Raw genomic sequence first — 15,518 nt, forward strand, 5'->3', positions numbered from 1 at the left:
GTGAGCGTATATTTTCGGATCTTAGCGATAGTTATTTCTGCGCTCACCGAAACGTGCGCAGTCGCAGCACAAGAAAACGGATTTAGCAAGGGAATAACTTTATACAACCAGCTAAAAATAGACTCTGCTATAGCTGAACTAAAAAAAGAAGCACAGTCGGGAATCTCGGAATCACAATACTATTTAGGAGAGGCTCTTCGAAAGCGCAATCGCTACATGACTTCAGAAGCTAAAGAATGGTATGAGGCCGCTGCTGCGCAAGAAAATTTATATGCCATGATTCAGTTGGGGCGGAGTGGCAACGATCTTTGCAAAGTAATGAGTAATTGCCCTGATTCCGGTAAACCTCCTGTCGACTGGCTGAAAAATGCTCGTGCGCTTGCGGAACCTTTGGCAGAAAAAGGTGACGCGGAGGCCATGTACGTAATGTATGAAATTACATTGAATCGTGATTGGTTAGAAAAGTCTGCAAATGCCGGCAATCCAGATGCACAATTCTGGATGGCAATTGGTGACAAGCAAGGTGAGGGCTTCTTACTTCCCTGGAAACGTAAGGAGGCAGTGGGAAATTGGTTTAAAGCATCCGCAGAAGGAGGAAATCCTCGAGCCATGATGGAGTATGCCGCTTACCTTTATGAGAATGAAGGTGATCTTAAAGTTGCTCGGCATTGGATAAAAGTAGCGGCTGAGAAAGGATACAAAAGCGGCGTGAGCAGTTACGGTGCTTATTTAGCGCATGCTCCCGAACGATTTGGCTTCGAACTAGACTTGGTTAAAGGTTACGCTATCACTTCGCTTTTAAAAGATCTTGATGGCGGGGGCAACGTGCAGGTCTACGTCGAGGAAGTTCTTCCGGAAATCGCAGAAAAAATGACCTCTCAGCAAATAAAAGAAGCGGAAGACTTTGCCATTCAATGGAAGAAATCCCATCCGCCACTTTCGTTTTTTCCAGACAAACTAAGTCGCTGATTTTGATGAAAGCGTTAACATTTCTATTAGCTGCTTCACTTTTCACCATCTGTAAAGCCACCCCATTAAAACAGCAAGAACAAGTAGTCTCGCCGGGCGTAGTTCTATATAACCAACTAAAAATCGACGCAGCTTTTCCCGCATTAGAAAAAGAAGCAAAATCTGGAAATACAACCTCGCAATATTACTTGGGTGAGGCTATTCGAAAACGTAATGGCTACATGACTCCAGAGGCACTTCACTGGTATGAGTCCGCAGCAGAAAATAACAATGTATATGCAATAATCCAACTGGGACGATTCAAAAGTGAACCCTGCCAAGAAATACGCGACTGCTCACCATCAAAAAAAACACAAGCAGAATGGTTTGAACTAGCTAATGAGCTAGTTTTGCCAAAAGCACAAAAAGGTGATCCTGAATCCCTGTATCTGATGTATGAGATCACTCTTAATCGTGAGTGGCTAGAGAAATCCGCAAATGCGGGATATCCGACTGCACAATATTGGATGGCTGTAAGCGAACGCCAAGGTGAAGGTTTTTTCTTGATTCCTGGAAAACGCGAGGCCTCTATCAAAAAATGGCTACTACTTTCTTCTGAGGGCGGACACCCAAAAGCAATGATGGATTATCTACAAATTTTATTCGAAGAAGGAGATGTCGTAGGCATGCGCCACTGGCTTGAAACTGCAGCAGCGACTGGCGATCAAGCCGCCATAAGCAATTACGGCGCCTACATAGCGCATACACCAGACAAAATAGGCTACCCACTAGACTTGGTCAAAGGTTATGCGCTATTCACGCTTCTTAAGGAGCTTGAGGACAGTGGCGGAATCGGAAGATATGTTGAGAGAAAAAGTGAGGAAATACGCGAAAAAATGACATCAGAACAAACTGAAAAGTCACTAGAAGTGGCAAAAGACTGGAAAGCCACTCATCCACCACTTTCTTTTTTTCCAGACAAGCTTGGCAATTAACTTAGATTATTTATAGACTTGTCGAAATATTTATGGATTGTAGGCTACCCGCATTTTCTGCCAACTTACAATCCTTTTTTATTACCTCCTTTTAGCAACCCATACAGTTCCGACCCGGGAATCTGAAGGAGCAAAATAAAATGTCACGCAAAATACTCATGACAACCAGAATAATTTTCACTTTATTATTACTGCTGCCACTTGGCTGTCACGCAAACACCCAGATAACGCCAAACCAAAACTCCGCAAAACAACAAGGCATAAATCTATACAATCAATACAAAGCTACCTCAGCAATCCCATTCTTAACAACCGCTGCAGAAGCGGGCGACCACGAAGCTCAATATTATTTAGGCGAGGCTCTTCGTAAGAAAAATCATTACATGAATAAGGAAGCAAAGAAATGGTATGAAGCGTCAGCAGGTCAGAACGACCTTTATGCCATGATCCAATTGGGCCGTATTGAGCATGACATGTGCGAAATCTCTAACGACTGCTCTCCTTCGCAGAAGCCGGCAATAGAATGGTTAAACCAAGCAAAACAATTAGCCCAACAAAAAGCAAATTCTGGCGACGCAGAAGCGATGTACATAATGTATGAAATCACTCTAGATGATATTTGGCTAGAACAATCTGCAACTTCAGGAAATGCTCTTGCACAATACTGGCTTGCCACTTCACTTAAGCAAGGTGAGGGATTTTTGCTACCATGGAAGCGAAGTGAGGCAGTTGAAAAATGGTACAAACTTTCAGCTGAAGGCGGCAACCCTAGATCAATGATGGAGTTGGCTGCTCTTCTTTTTGAGAAAGGAGATATTGAAGGCTTCCGACATTGGAATGAGCAAGCCGCAGTATCAGGCTACGCAGAGTCCGTATATGGATACGGTTCATACTTGGCTCACGAGCCCGACACCTATGGATTTCCGTATGATCCTGTAAAGGGATACTCGCTTATTTTTTCTCTAAGTAGCTTGGATGGCGGGGGCGGAATGCAGGAAAATGTTAAATACAAGCTTCCCCTCATTGCTTCCAAGTTGACCCCTTCGCAAATATTAGAAGCTAAAGAGCAATCAAAAAAATGGATATCCATCCACCCTCCCCTGTCCTTCTTCCCTGACAAGCTAAGCCGTTAGCTTGTTTTATACGAATACAAGGGCACGAGAATCATACAAACGGGAGGAGTAGATAGCGTGAGATTCGTCCAACGCGATCCTACTCCCGTTCTCATTCAAGGCATCAAACCGGCGCCTTCCAATCCAGCATCTGCTGCTGTGCCACCTGCAGCAAATCATTGCCGTCCTGCGCCAGCAGGTACAGCGCATGGGTAATGTGTGGAATGTCCTGAACATCGCCATGGCGGAAGCACATGCAGTGCAGGGTTTCGAGCAGGTCGCTGCAGGCGCGGATGCGCTGGACGGCGGACTCGAGGATGTCTTGGGGGTTGGCCTGGGTGTCGATGACCATTGGCGCGCTGTCGGTGACGCCGCTGTTTAGAGGGTGATAACGATTGGGTAACGGATTTAATATCGGCATCAGAGTTATCTCTTGCTGGGTAAGGTAACCCGCCGACACCGTGACCAAACGATGGGAGGCGGACTGTATGCAAGTTTGGTCAACTGAATACCCAATCAGCTCGCCCGAAGGCGTCCTGCACACAGCCGCCACAGCAATGCACTACGAAGACATAGATGTCCGCGGTGCGAATGATGGCACACATGTGTGAGTATTTTCAGGTGACCAAACCCGAGCCGCTGATTTTGCAGCGACGCCAAACCATAACCGCCCCGCTCCAAGCGCCGAAAGCAGACAAGGCATCACCCCTTGTAGGAATCGGCACCGCATCCCCGAGAAATCATCCCTCTGCCAGACAGCCGGCGTTCAGCCAGGTTAACCATCGCTTAACGCCGCAGTCCAAGACTGTACTGAACCGCACACCTCAGCTCCTGGCTGACGCCGAGTGCGGCAGGTTCGGCCGTATGGCGCCGAACGCTCATTCCGTCGTACGGGAGTCCGATTCATGAACATTCGCACGCTATTGCTCACCTCCGCCCTCGCCTGCAGCGCATTCGCCGGGCTGGCTCAGGCCAATGATACCAACGCTGCTACCCAGCCCGTTCCTTACCAGTACGGCATGCCGTTGCATGTGAACAAAGTGATCTCGCTGACAGAGCCACAGACGCAGCAGTGCAAGGTCATCACCGCTGACATGAAGTACATCGACAATGCAGGCAAGCCGGCGGAAATCACCTATCGGAAAATGTCTGACGCCTGTAACTTCCAGAACTGACAGAAGGCTCTGATTTGCGGCTTTGCGGTAGGCGGTGAAAGGCTCGCGGGTTATGCTCGGGGTCACTTCTCACTGCCGCAAGGACTCGCCATGCAGTTGTCGTTTCGCACGTTGTCGATCATCACATCTTTGTTGTGTTTAGTGCTGGCGCTGGCCTGGGGCTTTTTCCCGCAGCTGTTGCTGGCGATCTGGAGCATTGAGTATTCGAGCGCTGCCGGTTTTGTTGCACGGCGCAGTGCGGTGCTGTTTGCGGCGTTGGGGGTGATGTTTTATCTGGTGCGCAGCGCGCCGCCGTCGCTGGGGCGCAATGCCCTGAGTAACGGGTTTATCGTCGGTTGTTTTGGTCTGGCGGTACTGGGTTTTGGCGAATGGCTGAACGGCCACGCCGGCCCCGGGATTCTGCTCGCGGTGCTGGTCGAGTTCGCGCTGGGCCTAGGCTTTGTGCAGGCCCGGCGCGTGACGGTCGAACTGGGTGAAACGGTGAGTTAAAGCGCTCTGGAGCGAGGACTGTAATGCTGTGGTGTGGTTTGTTGCGCCAGATCCGAGCGCAGGCCGGCAATCAGATCGTTGATCTCGCGACAGCCATTGAGATGGCTGGCATCGATACCGCTGACGTGCAAATCAACCTGGTCAGTCTGGTGATCGCCGAATACCTTGACGGTCATCGACAGGTCTGGCGACAGCGTGCACTGGCAGCGTTTAGGCAGAAAACTGCTTTCAATGATATTGCGTAGTTCCAAGGCAGACAGAAACATGATGAACCTCTCCTTATTGATGAAACTGCCAATCAACTCTTCACGTTGACCACTTTTGCTGCCCCTGCACGGGTGTGTCCCCGCTGATTCCCTGGTGCGGCAAACGGTTGTACTGCGAAATGCCCATTGGAGTGTAGGCGCCCGAAGCCGGTGCACTGCACCAAAGCGACGCATAAAACGTGCCTTTCATCGGGTCATTTCGACCCTCATGAAATCAAGCACTTGGCGCGGTGGCCAGCAGTTGGCCAGTTGCAAAATGCAAGATCGACCCTCCTGAGCACTGCAATTTGCAAGTCGACGCCGGTTTGCATTCATCGCTGATGACAGTGAGAATGCCCGACATCCACCCTACACCCGCCAGGAGGCTTTCATGGGTTCTTTACGCGCTCGCGCGACAATCGGTCTGCTCGTTGCCGGCCTGTCTACCCTCGCCCACGCGGCCAAACTCGAAGACGTCGCGCCGTATCCCAAGGCGGAAAACGGCTTCACCCGCCAAGTCATCTACCTGCCCAAACAGGATCAGGAGGAGAACTTCCAGGTTGAAGTGCTCGCCGGCAAAACCCTGGAAGTCGACTGCAATCGCCAGCGCCTGGGCGGCGCTCTGGACGAGAAAAACCTCGAAGGCTGGGGCTACCCGTTCTACCGACTGGAAAAAGTCATCGGCCCGATGAGCACCCTGATGGCCTGCCCACCCGGCACCGCGAAGAAACGCGCCTTTGTCCCGGTTGTCGGTGACGGCTTCATGCTGCGCTACAACAGCAAGCTGCCACTGGTGATCTACGCCCCGAAAGATGTAGAGGTGCGCTATCGCATCTGGTCGGCTTCGGACAAGGTCGGCACTGCTATTGCGGAATGACCTGAACAGGGAGCGCCAAACGTGATTACCTGCCATGTGCGATACGTGATCGATCCGTACCAACTGACCGAATTCGAGGCCTACGCCAAGGCCTGGCTGGGCATCGTCGAGCGCTTGGGCGGCACGCATCACGGCTATTTCCTGCCCTCCGAGGGCGCGAGCAACATCGCTTATTGCCTGTTCAGCTTTCCCTCGCTGGCCGATTACGAAAGCTACCGGCACATCGCGCTGACCGACCCGGAAAGCACGGCGCTGGTGGAATCACTGGTGCAGAAGAAATTCATCGTCAGCTACGAGCGCAGTTTCCTGCGCCCATTGCTGCCCTGAGCGGTATCACGCCGGGACGCCGCACATCGCGGCGCGCTCGGCGACATGGCGCAGGCTGTCGAAGTTGATATTCGCGCCGGAGTCGATCGCGACGAAGGTTTGCCCGCGAACACCGCTGCGCGCCACGTATTGCTTGATGCCGGCCACCGCCAATGCCCCGGAAGGCTCGGTGATCGAGCGGGTATCGTCGTAGATATTCTTGATCGCCGCGCACAGCTCGTCATTGCTGGCGGTGATCACTTCGTCCACACAAAACCGGCACACCTCAAAACCATAAGCGCCGATCTGCGCCACCGCCACGCCATCGGCGAACGTTCCGACACTGGGCAACACAACGCGCGCATCCGCTTGCAGCGCCGCCTTCAGGCAGGCCGAATGCTCCGATTCGACACCGATGATCCGTACCTCCGGTCGCAGGTATTTGACGTACGCCGCGATGCCGGCGATCAGCCCGCCCCCACCGACCGGAACGAAGATCGCATCCAGCGGCCCCTGATGCTGACGGAGGATTTCCATGGCCACCGTGCCTTGGCCGGCGATCACGTCCGGGTCGTCGAATGGAGAGACAAAGGTGCGCCCGGTCTGCTCGGCGAGTTGCAGCGCATGGGCCAGGGCAAACGGAAAACTCTCGCCGTGCAGCAGCGCCTCGGCGCCCCGACTTCGCACCCCAAACACCTTGAGTTCGGGCGTGGTTGAGGGCATGACGATGGTCGCCGCGATCCCCAGCTCCCGCGCTGCCAGCGCCACGCCTTGGGCATGATTGCCCGCCGAAGCGGTGATCACCCCGCGTGCTTTCTGCGCATCGCTCAATTGCACCAGCTTGTTGTAGGCGCCACGGATCTTGAAGGAGAACGTCGGTTGCAGGTCTTCGCGCTTGAGCAGGACCCGGTTGCCCAGCGCCTCGGACAGCGCCGGCGCAGCTTGCAACGGCGTGCGCACAGCAATGTCGTAGACCGGCGCGGCGAGGATCCTTTTCACGTACTGCTCAAGCAGGGTTTGTTGGTCGGGGCTGTGCGGCATGGTCGTCTCCTGACGTTTTGATCAGAACCCCGGAGACAGAAAATAAAAACCCGCCTCTAGGGCGGGTTGGGTGCTGCAGTCGTGAGCTAGCCCGCCAAATGAGGAATGGCGGTAATAATGCTTGGCTGGCAGCGCAATACGGTGGAAGTCATAGGCCTGAAATTAGCCCGGCGGCGGCCAGCGAGTCAATGGCTTATTTGCGGATGCGAAGGTAGGCTGGCGATTCTGCTCATCACCCAAGGAAGGAATGCATGATGTCTGTCGCCCTGCCCCTCACTGCGTTGATTGCGTTTACTGGCTACACCGTATCGGTGATGCTCCAGGCCGAACAGTCGTTGATCGACTTCGGTATCAGCCTGATGTCGCGTCCGGACACGGCGCAGGTGGTGATTGATCTGTATCTGCTGGCGACGCTGGCCGGGGTATGGATGGTCAAGGACGCCCGCTCGCGAGGGATGTCGGTCTGGTCGGTGGTGCCGTATCTGTTGCTGACGGCGGTGTTTGTGTCGATTGGGCCGTTGTTGTATCTGGTGGTGTGTGGGGTTCGGGAGCGCAGGAAAGTGACGGTGGCAGATCCGGCGAGCTGATCTTGAGCCTACGGTGCTGCTGAAATAGCTTTCGCGAGCAAGCCCGCTCCCACAAGGGATTTGTGTCAGGCACAGATCCCGTGCCAGCCCGCGATTCACTGTGGGAGCGGGCTTGCTCGCGAATGCGTCAGCTCAAGCCCCATCAATCACTTGGCCAACCGCCGCAACCCAAACAACATCCCCCCCGCCCCCAGCAACATCACCAGCAGAAACACCGGATACGAAATCCACCACGGCGTACCCGCCGTCATCATGCTGAACTCGGACATCCCGCCAATGCTGGCGATCAGGTTCAACGGCAGAAACACTACGTTGATCAACGTCAGCTTGCGCAGCAGGTTGTTCATGCTGTTATTCATCAAGTTGCCGCGCGCATCGATCAGCCCCGAGAACACCGTGGAGTAGATCTCCGCCTGCTTGTAGCACTGGTTGTTTTCGATGATCAAGTCGTCGATCAGCCCGATCGCCTCACTGCCGAAATGCTGCTTTTCCGCGTGATTGCGCAGCCGCGTCAGCACCGCGCCGTTGCTGTGCAGGGCATTGATGTAATAGATCAGGCTTTCGCTGAGATTAAACATCTGCACTAGATGCTGGTTCTGCATTGAGGCGTTGAACTTCTGTTGCAGCTCGCGCGCAACCAGTTTGATCACCTTGAGGTGGCCAAGGTAATGGTGGATGTTGTTGAACAGCAGATCGAGCAACACATCCAGCGGTGCATTGAGCGGTTGGCGTGTGCCGATGCCGTGCAGCGGCGTGTCGTCGGTGGCGATCACCAACAATTGGCCGGGCGCAAACAGCAGGCCACAGGACGACACTTCAAACGCCAGGCTGCCACCGCCGGAATAGTTTTCCGGGCGTTTCCAGATCAGGAACAAATGATCAGGGTGAAACTCGATTCGCGAGACTTCGTCCGGATCCAGCGCCGAGGCCAGCGCGTGTTCGTCGACCTTGTAGTGGCTGTGCAGCAAATCGCGCTCGGCAGCATCGGGATTGCTGAACAGCATCACCTCGGCGTCCAGCCGCTCGACCCGCTGAAGCGCGCCATGACTCAATGCGAAACTGCTGATCATCGGCGCGTCACCAGGCCTGGCCGCGACGTTTGAGCTCCAGCCGTCGCACGAACTCTTCCAGCACCAGTGAATACAGATCGTCCTGCAAGTAGGCGTCTTCGATACCGGCATCGAGGTTGGGGTTGTCGTTGACCTCGATTACTACCACTTTGTCGCCGGCCTGTTTCAGGTCCACGCCGTAGAGGCCATCGCCGATCAGGTTGGCGGTCTTGACCGCCAGTTCTACCACCGCTCGCGGCGCCTCGTGCACGGCCAGGGTGCGACACTCGCCGTTGATGTCCTGTCCCTTGGCTTTGTGGTTGTAGATTTGCCAATGGCCCTTGGACATGAAGTATTGGCAGGCGAAGATCGGTTTACGGTTGAGCACGCCGATGCGCCAGTCGTACTCGGTATAGAAAAACTCCTGAGCCAGCAGCAACACCGAGTGCTCGAACAGTTCGGCGGTGGCTTCGAGCAATGCCTGCTGGCTTTCGACCTTGATCACTCCGCGAGAAAAACAGCCGTCGGGGATCTTCAGCACCAGCGGAAAACCGAGGCGTTCGCCGACCCGCTCGAAGTCTTCCGGTCGTTCCTTGTAGAGAATTTCGGTGGCGGGCATGCCCAGTTGGTGGCTGTTGAGCAGGTCGGTCAGATACACCTTGTTGGTGCAGCGCAGGATCGACGTCGGATCATCCATGACCACCAGTCCTTCGCTTTCGGCTTTTTTTGCAAAGCGATAGGTGTGGTTGTCGACGCTGGTGGTCTCGCGGATCAGCAAGCCGTCGTACTCGGCGATCCGCGCATAATCCCTGCGCTCGATCAGTTCGACGTCGATGCCCATGCGTTTGCCGACTCGCACGAAGTTTTCCAGCGCCTTGGCGTTGGATGGCGGCAAGGCTTCCTGCGGATCGTGCAGGATCGCCAGGTCGTAACGCGCCACTTGTGGCGAGCGTGGCGCCCGCCAGACTTTACGGCTGAAGCCGTCCAGCGCATTGGCGAACTGATCTTCCTGGTCATCACGCAACTTGTGCAGCGCGCCGGACTTTATGCCTTCGATGTGCCAACCGTTAGTTCGACGAAACTCAACTAACAGGATCGGACAAGGAAACACTTCGAATAACTGTCGAGCCAGATCCTGCAGCGGCTCGATATGCGTCTTGCCGAAGTAAAGTGTCAGAGTAAAACCTTCGGTATCGCTGTACAGATGATGACTGAGGGCCTTTTCCAGGGTTTTATCGAGATCGTCCAGTGCCAGACCGTAAAGCGATTTTTTCGTCAGCTCGCTGATGGTGCGCACCGATGGAATCACCTTGTGACCACGGGCTTCAGCCAACAGCGAGCAGTAGTAACCGTGGCCCAGGTACTTGTAGCTGCGGCACAGATTGATCACCTGCACCCGCTTGCCCGGCTCGCTGTCACGGGTTTGCTCAAGATATTCCTGAGCCGTGACGATGTCCTCGCTGGGAAAGTACGAGGCCCAGTCTTCCTTGCGTTCGACGATAATCAACACTTGACTGGAAGTTCTGATGGCTGGATTTAAAAAAGTTGCCGCCGGCAAACTTTGCTCGGATACTTCGCGCCAATGACCCTGTACCGCTGACATAGAGATTGATCCGTTGGAGAACAAGACCATTTCTATTAAGCACGAAGTTTTTCGAAAGTCCCGTTTCGTTACGCAACTTTTACGGTGGTCATATGAATGCTGTTTTTCGTTTGGCGGTAGTTGAAGATCTGCCAGCGCTGCTGGCCCTGGAAATGCAATGTTTCACCACCGACCGGCTCACCAGCCGCAGCTTTCAATGGATGATCACCCGCGCCCATGCGCAGCTAATGGTCGCCGAGATCGACGGTCGATTGCTCGGCTACGCCCTGGTGCTGTTTCATCGCGGCACCTCGCTGGCGCGCCTGTATTCGATCGCCATTGCCGGCGAAGCTCGCGGCAGCGGTTTGGGCAAGCAGTTGCTGCAACGTATCGAGGCCTGCGCCGTGGAGCATGACTGCGCGTACCTGCGCCTTGAAGTGCGTATCGACAACCCCACCGCCATCGCGCTTTACGAGCGCAACGGCTACCGACGCTTTGCGTTGATTCACGATTACTACGAAGACCACGCCGATGCGTTGCGTCTGGAAAAGCGCATTGTTCAGCATCGTGATTCGCGCAACATCAAGGTGCCCTATTACCCGCAAACCACTGAATTTACCTGTGGCCCGGCTTGCCTGCTGATGGCCATGGGCGCGCTGCAACCTGAGCGCTTGCTGGAGCGGCGTGAGGAATTGCAGATCTGGCGTGAAGCGACCACGGTGTTCATGACCTCCGGCCATGGTGGCTGCAGCCCCCAGGGCTTGGCACTGGCGGCCTGGCGACGGGGTTTTAAGGTGCGTTTGCAGCTGAGTATGGCCGGACCATTGTTCCTCGATGGCGTGCGCGATGAGCATAAAAAAGACGTCATGCGCCTGGTGCACGAGGAGTTCACTGCGCAAATGCACGAAACCGACATCGATCGGCAGATTGGCACCCACCTGGATTTGCCGAAGTTGTTACAGGCTGGCGGACAGCCTCTGGTGCTGATCAGCAGCTATCGCCTGACCCGTTCCAAGTCACCGCACTGGGTGGTGGTCACCGATTGCGATGAAGACTTTGTGTATCTGCACGATCCGGATGTCGATCACAGCCAGCATCGTCAGCCGATGGACTGCCAGCATGTGCCGGTCAGCCATGGCGAGTTTGAGAAGATGAGCCGGTTTGGGCGTGGCAAATTGCGCGCGGCGGTGGTTTTGTATGCCTGCAATACGCCAACTATCGTTACGCTCTAGAGACTTTTTTGTGGCGAGGGAGCTTGCTCCCGCATGAGTGCGTAGCGCTCACAAGAGCTTGGGGCCGCTGCGCAACCCAGCGGGAGCAAGCTCCCTCGCCACAGGACGTCAGTGAAAATTGGAAGTGAAGTTATTTCAGGCCGACCTTGTACAGCGCACCGTCCTGCTCATCTGTCAGCACATACAGATAGCCATCCGGCCCCTGCCGTACATCACGAATCCGCTGTTTCAGCTCACCCAGCAGCCGTTCCTCGTGCACCACCTTGTCCCCGTCAAACTGCAAGCGAATGAGCTCCTGACTGACCAGAGCGCCGATGAACAGGTTCTGCTGCCAAGGCTTGAAGCGGTCAGCGTCATAGAACGCCATCCCGCTGACACCGGGGGACTTCTCCCAGACATGGTGCGGATCAACCGCACCCTCGACACTCTTGCCCTTGGCTTCCGGGATCGGTTGCAGCGAATAGTTGATGCCGTGAGTCGCCAGCGGCCAACCGTAGTTCTTGCCGCGCTCAATGATGTTCACCTCATCGCCGCCACGGGGGCCGTGTTCGTTTTCCCAGATAGTGCCATTCCACGGATTGAGCGCCGCGCCCTGCGGGTTGCGCTGGCCGTACGACCAGATTTCCGGACGCACACCGGATTGGCCCACGAACGGGTTGTCATCCGGCACCTTGCCGTCGGGGAAGATCCGCACGACCTTGCCCTGCAGCTTGTCGAGATCCTGCGCGGTCGGTCGGTCGTTGTTTTCGCCCAGGGTGATGAACAGATAACCGTCGCGGTCGAACACCAGTCGTGAGCCGAAGTGGTTGCCGGTCGAGAGTTTCGGCTCCTGACGGAAGATCACCTTGAAATCGCTGATCGTCTTCAGGTCATCCGACAGCCGCCCACGCCCCACCGCCGTACCGGCCTTGTCCCCGGCACCACCGCCCTCGGCGTAGGACAGATAGACCAGACGATCCTGTTTGAAGTCCGGCGACAGCACCACGTCGAGCAAACCGCCCTGGCCCTTGGCCCAGACCTTCGGCACGGCACTGATGGGCTCGGAACGCTTGCCGTCGGGTGTAATCACCCGCAGGTTGCCCGGACGCTCGGTCACCAGCATCCCCTGACGATCCGGCAGAAACGCCAGCGCCCAAGGGTGCTGAAGGCCTTGAGTAATCGTGGTGACTTCAAGGGTGCCCTGCTCGCTTTGCAACTCTTGTGGAGCAGCGGCGAAAGCTGGAGCGCTGATCAGCGCGCCGGCGCACAGCGTGGCTAGAAGGGTTTTACGCAACATGCACGATTCCTTTTGTTCATTTCAAAGGCTGACAGGAACGCAGTCCCGCCGTTCAACGGTTGCTGTCTCCATCGCGTGGCGGTGGGTTGGGGATGAATCTGGGCGGCGTACTCGGTACCGAACGCTGCTGCTGACCATTGCCAATCCCACCGTTGCCAACGGTAGGCGTACTGGGTACCGGCACTGTATTCGGCCCGCGAATCGCCGGCGCGCTGGGCTGCGTGCCCTGCATGCTGTTGGGATTGGCCCGGCGGATCGGGCTGTTGTAGGGATTGTTGTTGGTGCCGGTGGGACTTTGCGCCAGCAACAGCGGCGCGGACGGTGCCGCGACGTCGGCATGCGCCAGACCGGCCCCAAGGAGCAGAACGATAATGCCTGGCAGTATTCGGTTCATGGAGTGGCCTCGCGGTGCACAGGTGATAGAGCCTTCGAGTCCACGCTACGCCCCGGGTTCGGATTTGTTAACCCGTCGCCCTTAAACAAGATGTAACACGGCTTGACCGGCAACGCCGCGCGCCACGCAAATGCCGGAAACTTTCGCACTGCGCCACAGGTCACCTGATCATCACTTGGAGAACTCACCATGGCTCGGGCAATCTGGAAAGGCGCGATCAGTTTCGGACTGGTACACATCCCTGTCGCGCTGGTGTCGGCAACCTCTTCGCACGGCGTGGACTTTGACTGGCTCGACAGCCGCAGCATGGATCCGGTGGGCTACAAACGGGTGAACAAGGTCACCGGCAAGGAAGTCACCAAGGAGCACATCGTCAAAGGTGTGGCCTATGAAAAAGGTCGCTACGTGGTGCTCAGCGAGGAAGAGATCCGCTCGGCGCACCCGGTGTCGACGCAGACCATCGACATTTTCTCCTTCGTCGATGCCGAGCAGATCCCGCTGCAGAACATCGACACACCCTACTATCTCGCACCTGACAAGCGCGGCGGCAAGGTCTACGCCCTGCTGCGTGAAACATTGAGCAAAACCAACAAGGTCGCCCTCGCCCGCGTCGTCCTGCACACTCGGCAATATCTGGCAGCACTGATGCCGCTGGAATCGGCGCTGGTGCTGGTCAAACTGCGCTGGCCGCAAGAGGTGCGCGGCCTCGACGAACTGGAACTGGGCAGCGAGGTGACCAAGCCGCAACTGGCCAAGGGCGAGCTGGACATGGCTAAACGTCTTGTGCAGGACATGAGCGGCGACTGGAGCCCGGAGGACTACAAGGACGAGTTTGAAGACAAGATCATGGCCCTGGTTGAGAAAAAGGCCCACGAAGGCAAGATCGAGGATGTCGAGACCGTGGGTGGCGAGGAGGAGCGCAAGTCTGCGGATGTTATCGACTTGACCGAGTTGCTTAAACGCAGCCTGGGCGGTAAAGCGCCGGCCAAAGCGAAGGCAAAAGAAAAGCCTGCCAGTAAGGCAGCCCCGGCGAGAAAGACCAAAAAGGCCTCGGGGGAGTAATCAGATGCGGTTCCTGTCAGGAAGCTGACAGGTTGGCTTTGAGAGACTCATCGCTCCCACAGTTGAAGTGCGTTCTTTCCTGAACTCACATTCCACTGTAGGAGCCAACCTGCTGGCGATGGCATAAACAGGCGCGATACACCGGTCAGATCAAAATGAAGATCGCCAGCAAACCGCCGAAAATCGCCCACTTCTCCATGTAGTAACGCGCACGATTACGCTTTTTCAGCTCTTTACCGCGCAGGCGAACCTTGTAGATTTTGGTAAACAGGCGGTTGATCCCGCCAGTGCGGTCACCAGCGTCATTCGGCGCACCGGCCGCCGACATCACGGTACGGCTGAACCAACTGTTGAACGCCGCCGCCCAGCGATATTTCATCGGGCGCTCAATGTCGCAGAACAGGATGATGCGGTTTTTGTCGGTGGTGTTTTCGGCGTAGTGGATGTAAGTCTCATCAAACATCACCGCTTCACCGTCGCGCCAGTGGTAGCTCTCGCCGTCGACATTGATGTAGCAACCGGCGTCATTCGGCGTGTCGAGACCCAGGTGGTAGCGGTACGAACCGGCATACGGGTCACGGTGGCGAACCAGTTTCGACCCCGGTGGCAGCTCGGCGAACATCGCCGCCTTGATCGAACCGATGCTCTGCACCAGCTCGGTAGTGCGTGGGCACAGTTTCATCGCCGACGGATGGCTCTCGCCGTACCATTTCAAGTAGAAACGCTTCCATCCACTTTTGAAGAACGAATTGAAACCGACGTCATCGTACTGATTCGAGCGCTTGATCTCGCCGGCACGCAGCAGATCCTGCCCTTCCTGGCGAATTTCTTCCCAATGCGCCTGCAACGGGCTCAGGTCCGGAAACTCGGACGGATCGAGATACGGTTTGTTCGGCTTCTTCGAAAACAGGTAAAGGAAGCAGTTGATCGGGGCCAGAAACGTCGAGTGATCGCTCAGTTGACGGCCCAGTTTGTGACGCACACGTCCACGAAGGTGAACGTATGCAATCGAAATGAAATAAATAGCGGCAATGATGAGTTTCACGGAAATCGTCACACGTCAAAAGTGAACAAACTGCGCGCCTGCCGGCCGGAGGCCCAGGGTCTGATGCAGTGGCATGAATACAAATACTATCCCGGTGGCACTT

At 55.6% G+C, this 15,518-nt stretch carries 17 protein-coding genes and 1 pseudogene; 10 read left to right on the forward strand and 8 right to left on the reverse strand.

Translation table 11 applies throughout. The features are described 5' to 3' along the window. The 3 genes from HDC30_RS00845 (at position 1) to HDC30_RS00855 (ending at position 3,076) form a co-directional block, all read left to right on the forward strand. Complete coding sequence (locus HDC30_RS00845) at positions 1-969, forward strand: tetratricopeptide repeat protein (RefSeq protein ID WP_183779996.1); 969 nt, start codon at positions 1-3, stop codon at positions 967-969. Next, positions 915-1,943 carry a tetratricopeptide repeat protein gene (locus tag HDC30_RS00850; protein ID WP_260319855.1) on the forward strand — a complete coding sequence of 343 codons (1,029 nt, stop codon included), beginning with the start codon at positions 915-917 and terminating at the stop codon, positions 1,941-1,943. Before HDC30_RS00845 ends, HDC30_RS00850 begins: the two co-directional genes overlap by 55 nt. Before the next feature lie 140 nt (positions 1,944-2,083). Next, a complete protein-coding gene (locus HDC30_RS00855) occupies positions 2,084-3,076 on the forward strand; it encodes a tetratricopeptide repeat protein (protein ID WP_260319856.1) in 993 nt (330 codons plus the stop codon). A 103-nt stretch (positions 3,077-3,179) separates the two neighbouring features. Here HDC30_RS00855 and HDC30_RS00860 read toward each other — a convergent pair whose 3' ends face one another. Further along, positions 3,180-3,476: a hypothetical protein gene (locus HDC30_RS00860; RefSeq protein WP_047597132.1), complete on the reverse strand. Its 297-nt coding sequence runs from the start codon at positions 3,474-3,476 to the stop codon at positions 3,180-3,182. A 484-nt stretch (positions 3,477-3,960) separates the two neighbouring features. Between HDC30_RS00860 and HDC30_RS00865 the strand changes: the two genes are divergently transcribed. Continuing rightward, positions 3,961-4,230: a DUF2790 domain-containing protein gene (locus HDC30_RS00865; RefSeq protein WP_047294637.1), complete on the forward strand. Its 270-nt coding sequence runs from the start codon at positions 3,961-3,963 to the stop codon at positions 4,228-4,230. A gap of 90 nt (positions 4,231-4,320) precedes the next feature. After that, entirely contained in the window at positions 4,321-4,719 is a 399-nt protein-coding gene (locus HDC30_RS00870; RefSeq protein WP_183779998.1) for a hypothetical protein, read from the forward strand. On the opposite strand, the gene HDC30_RS00875 is transcribed toward HDC30_RS00870, so the two are convergent. Next, a complete protein-coding gene (locus tag HDC30_RS00875; RefSeq protein ID WP_047597127.1) occupies positions 4,716-4,985 on the reverse strand; it encodes a DUF1652 domain-containing protein in 270 nt (89 codons plus the stop codon). The two genes, HDC30_RS00870 and HDC30_RS00875, sit on opposite strands and share 4 nt — an antisense overlap. A 370-nt stretch (positions 4,986-5,355) precedes the next feature. On the opposite strand from HDC30_RS00875, the gene eco reads away from it, so the two are divergent. Further along, complete coding sequence (gene eco, locus HDC30_RS00880) at positions 5,356-5,841, forward strand: serine protease inhibitor ecotin (protein ID WP_096796565.1); 486 nt, start codon at positions 5,356-5,358, stop codon at positions 5,839-5,841. 21 nt (positions 5,842-5,862) lie between these two features. Beyond that, positions 5,863-6,168, forward strand: a complete 306-nt coding sequence (locus HDC30_RS00885; protein WP_003225174.1) for an NIPSNAP family protein — start codon at positions 5,863-5,865, stop codon at positions 6,166-6,168. A gap of 24 nt (positions 6,169-6,192) precedes the next feature. Here the strand turns inward: HDC30_RS00885 and ilvA are convergent. Then, positions 6,193-7,188, reverse strand: a pseudogene (gene ilvA, locus HDC30_RS00890) (threonine ammonia-lyase, biosynthetic); the annotation flags it as partial. A 251-nt stretch (positions 7,189-7,439) separates the two neighbouring features. Here ilvA and HDC30_RS00895 point away from each other — a divergent pair. Next, complete coding sequence (locus HDC30_RS00895) at positions 7,440-7,775, forward strand: DUF2834 domain-containing protein (protein ID WP_183780002.1); 336 nt, start codon at positions 7,440-7,442, stop codon at positions 7,773-7,775. 146 nt (positions 7,776-7,921) lie between these two features. Here the strand turns inward: HDC30_RS00895 and HDC30_RS00900 are convergent, their stop codons facing one another. Next, a complete protein-coding gene (locus HDC30_RS00900) occupies positions 7,922-8,845 on the reverse strand; it encodes a magnesium transporter CorA family protein (RefSeq protein WP_047597123.1) in 924 nt (307 codons plus the stop codon). A gap of 7 nt (positions 8,846-8,852) precedes the next feature. After that, on the reverse strand, positions 8,853-10,427 hold the full coding sequence (locus HDC30_RS00905; RefSeq protein WP_096796561.1) for a RimK family protein: 1,575 nt from the start codon (positions 10,425-10,427) through the stop codon (positions 8,853-8,855). A gap of 92 nt (positions 10,428-10,519) precedes the next feature. Here HDC30_RS00905 and rimI point away from each other — a divergent pair, with 92 nt between their 5' ends. Further along, a complete protein-coding gene (gene rimI, locus HDC30_RS00910) occupies positions 10,520-11,638 on the forward strand; it encodes a ribosomal protein S18-alanine N-acetyltransferase (protein WP_183780004.1) in 1,119 nt (372 codons plus the stop codon). A 130-nt stretch (positions 11,639-11,768) separates the two neighbouring features. Here rimI and HDC30_RS00915 read toward each other — a convergent pair whose 3' ends face one another. Together HDC30_RS00915 and HDC30_RS00920 are read right to left on the reverse strand one after the other, a co-directional pair. Beyond that, complete coding sequence (locus tag HDC30_RS00915; RefSeq protein WP_183780006.1) at positions 11,769-12,914, reverse strand: PQQ-dependent sugar dehydrogenase; 1,146 nt, start codon at positions 12,912-12,914, stop codon at positions 11,769-11,771. 52 nt (positions 12,915-12,966) lie between these two features. Beyond that, on the reverse strand, positions 12,967-13,308 hold the full coding sequence (locus HDC30_RS00920; RefSeq protein WP_027612717.1) for a hypothetical protein: 342 nt from the start codon (positions 13,306-13,308) through the stop codon (positions 12,967-12,969). A 189-nt stretch (positions 13,309-13,497) separates the two neighbouring features. On the opposite strand from HDC30_RS00920, the gene HDC30_RS00925 reads away from it, so the two are divergent. Continuing rightward, positions 13,498-14,370, forward strand: a complete 873-nt coding sequence (locus HDC30_RS00925; RefSeq protein ID WP_027612716.1) for a Ku protein — start codon at positions 13,498-13,500, stop codon at positions 14,368-14,370. Between the two features lie 145 nt (positions 14,371-14,515). Here HDC30_RS00925 and lpxO read toward each other — a convergent pair whose 3' ends face one another. After that, complete coding sequence (gene lpxO, locus HDC30_RS00930) at positions 14,516-15,415, reverse strand: lipid A hydroxylase LpxO (protein ID WP_183780021.1); 900 nt, start codon at positions 15,413-15,415, stop codon at positions 14,516-14,518. Positions 15,416-15,518: the final 103 nt, after the last annotated feature.

Origin of the sequence: Pseudomonas sp. JAI115 (assembly GCF_014200835.1) — a bacterium.
Classification (GTDB): Bacteria; Pseudomonadota; Gammaproteobacteria; order Pseudomonadales; family Pseudomonadaceae; genus Aquipseudomonas; species Aquipseudomonas putida_A.

Bases quoted from the DNA above. Each gene is read 5' to 3' on its own strand.
- HDC30_RS00875 (WP_047597127.1), bottom strand. From the start codon at position 4,985: ATGTTTCTGTCTGCCTTGGAACTACGCAATATCATTGAAAGCAGTTTT.
- HDC30_RS00870 (WP_183779998.1), top strand. From the start codon at position 4,321: ATGCAGTTGTCGTTTCGCACGTTGTCGATCATCACATCTTTGTTGTGT.
- HDC30_RS00855 (WP_260319856.1), top strand. From the start codon at position 2,084: ATGTCACGCAAAATACTCATGACAACCAGAATAATTTTCACTTTATTA.
- HDC30_RS00905 (WP_096796561.1), bottom strand. From the start codon at position 10,427: ATGTCAGCGGTACAGGGTCATTGGCGCGAAGTATCCGAGCAAAGTTTG.
- HDC30_RS00900 (WP_047597123.1), bottom strand. From the start codon at position 8,845: ATGATCAGCAGTTTCGCATTGAGTCATGGCGCGCTTCAGCGGGTCGAG.
- HDC30_RS00860 (WP_047597132.1), bottom strand. From the start codon at position 3,476: ATGCCGATATTAAATCCGTTACCCAATCGTTATCACCCTCTAAACAGC.
- HDC30_RS00895 (WP_183780002.1), top strand. From the start codon at position 7,440: ATGATGTCTGTCGCCCTGCCCCTCACTGCGTTGATTGCGTTTACTGGC.
- HDC30_RS00865 (WP_047294637.1), top strand. From the start codon at position 3,961: ATGAACATTCGCACGCTATTGCTCACCTCCGCCCTCGCCTGCAGCGCA.
- HDC30_RS00920 (WP_027612717.1), bottom strand. From the start codon at position 13,308: ATGAACCGAATACTGCCAGGCATTATCGTTCTGCTCCTTGGGGCCGGT.
- HDC30_RS00925 (WP_027612716.1), top strand. From the start codon at position 13,498: ATGGCTCGGGCAATCTGGAAAGGCGCGATCAGTTTCGGACTGGTACAC.
- rimI (WP_183780004.1), top strand. From the start codon at position 10,520: ATGAATGCTGTTTTTCGTTTGGCGGTAGTTGAAGATCTGCCAGCGCTG.
- HDC30_RS00915 (WP_183780006.1), bottom strand. From the start codon at position 12,914: ATGTTGCGTAAAACCCTTCTAGCCACGCTGTGCGCCGGCGCGCTGATC.
- eco (WP_096796565.1), top strand. From the start codon at position 5,356: ATGGGTTCTTTACGCGCTCGCGCGACAATCGGTCTGCTCGTTGCCGGC.
- HDC30_RS00850 (WP_260319855.1), top strand. From the start codon at position 915: ATGGAAGAAATCCCATCCGCCACTTTCGTTTTTTCCAGACAAACTAAG.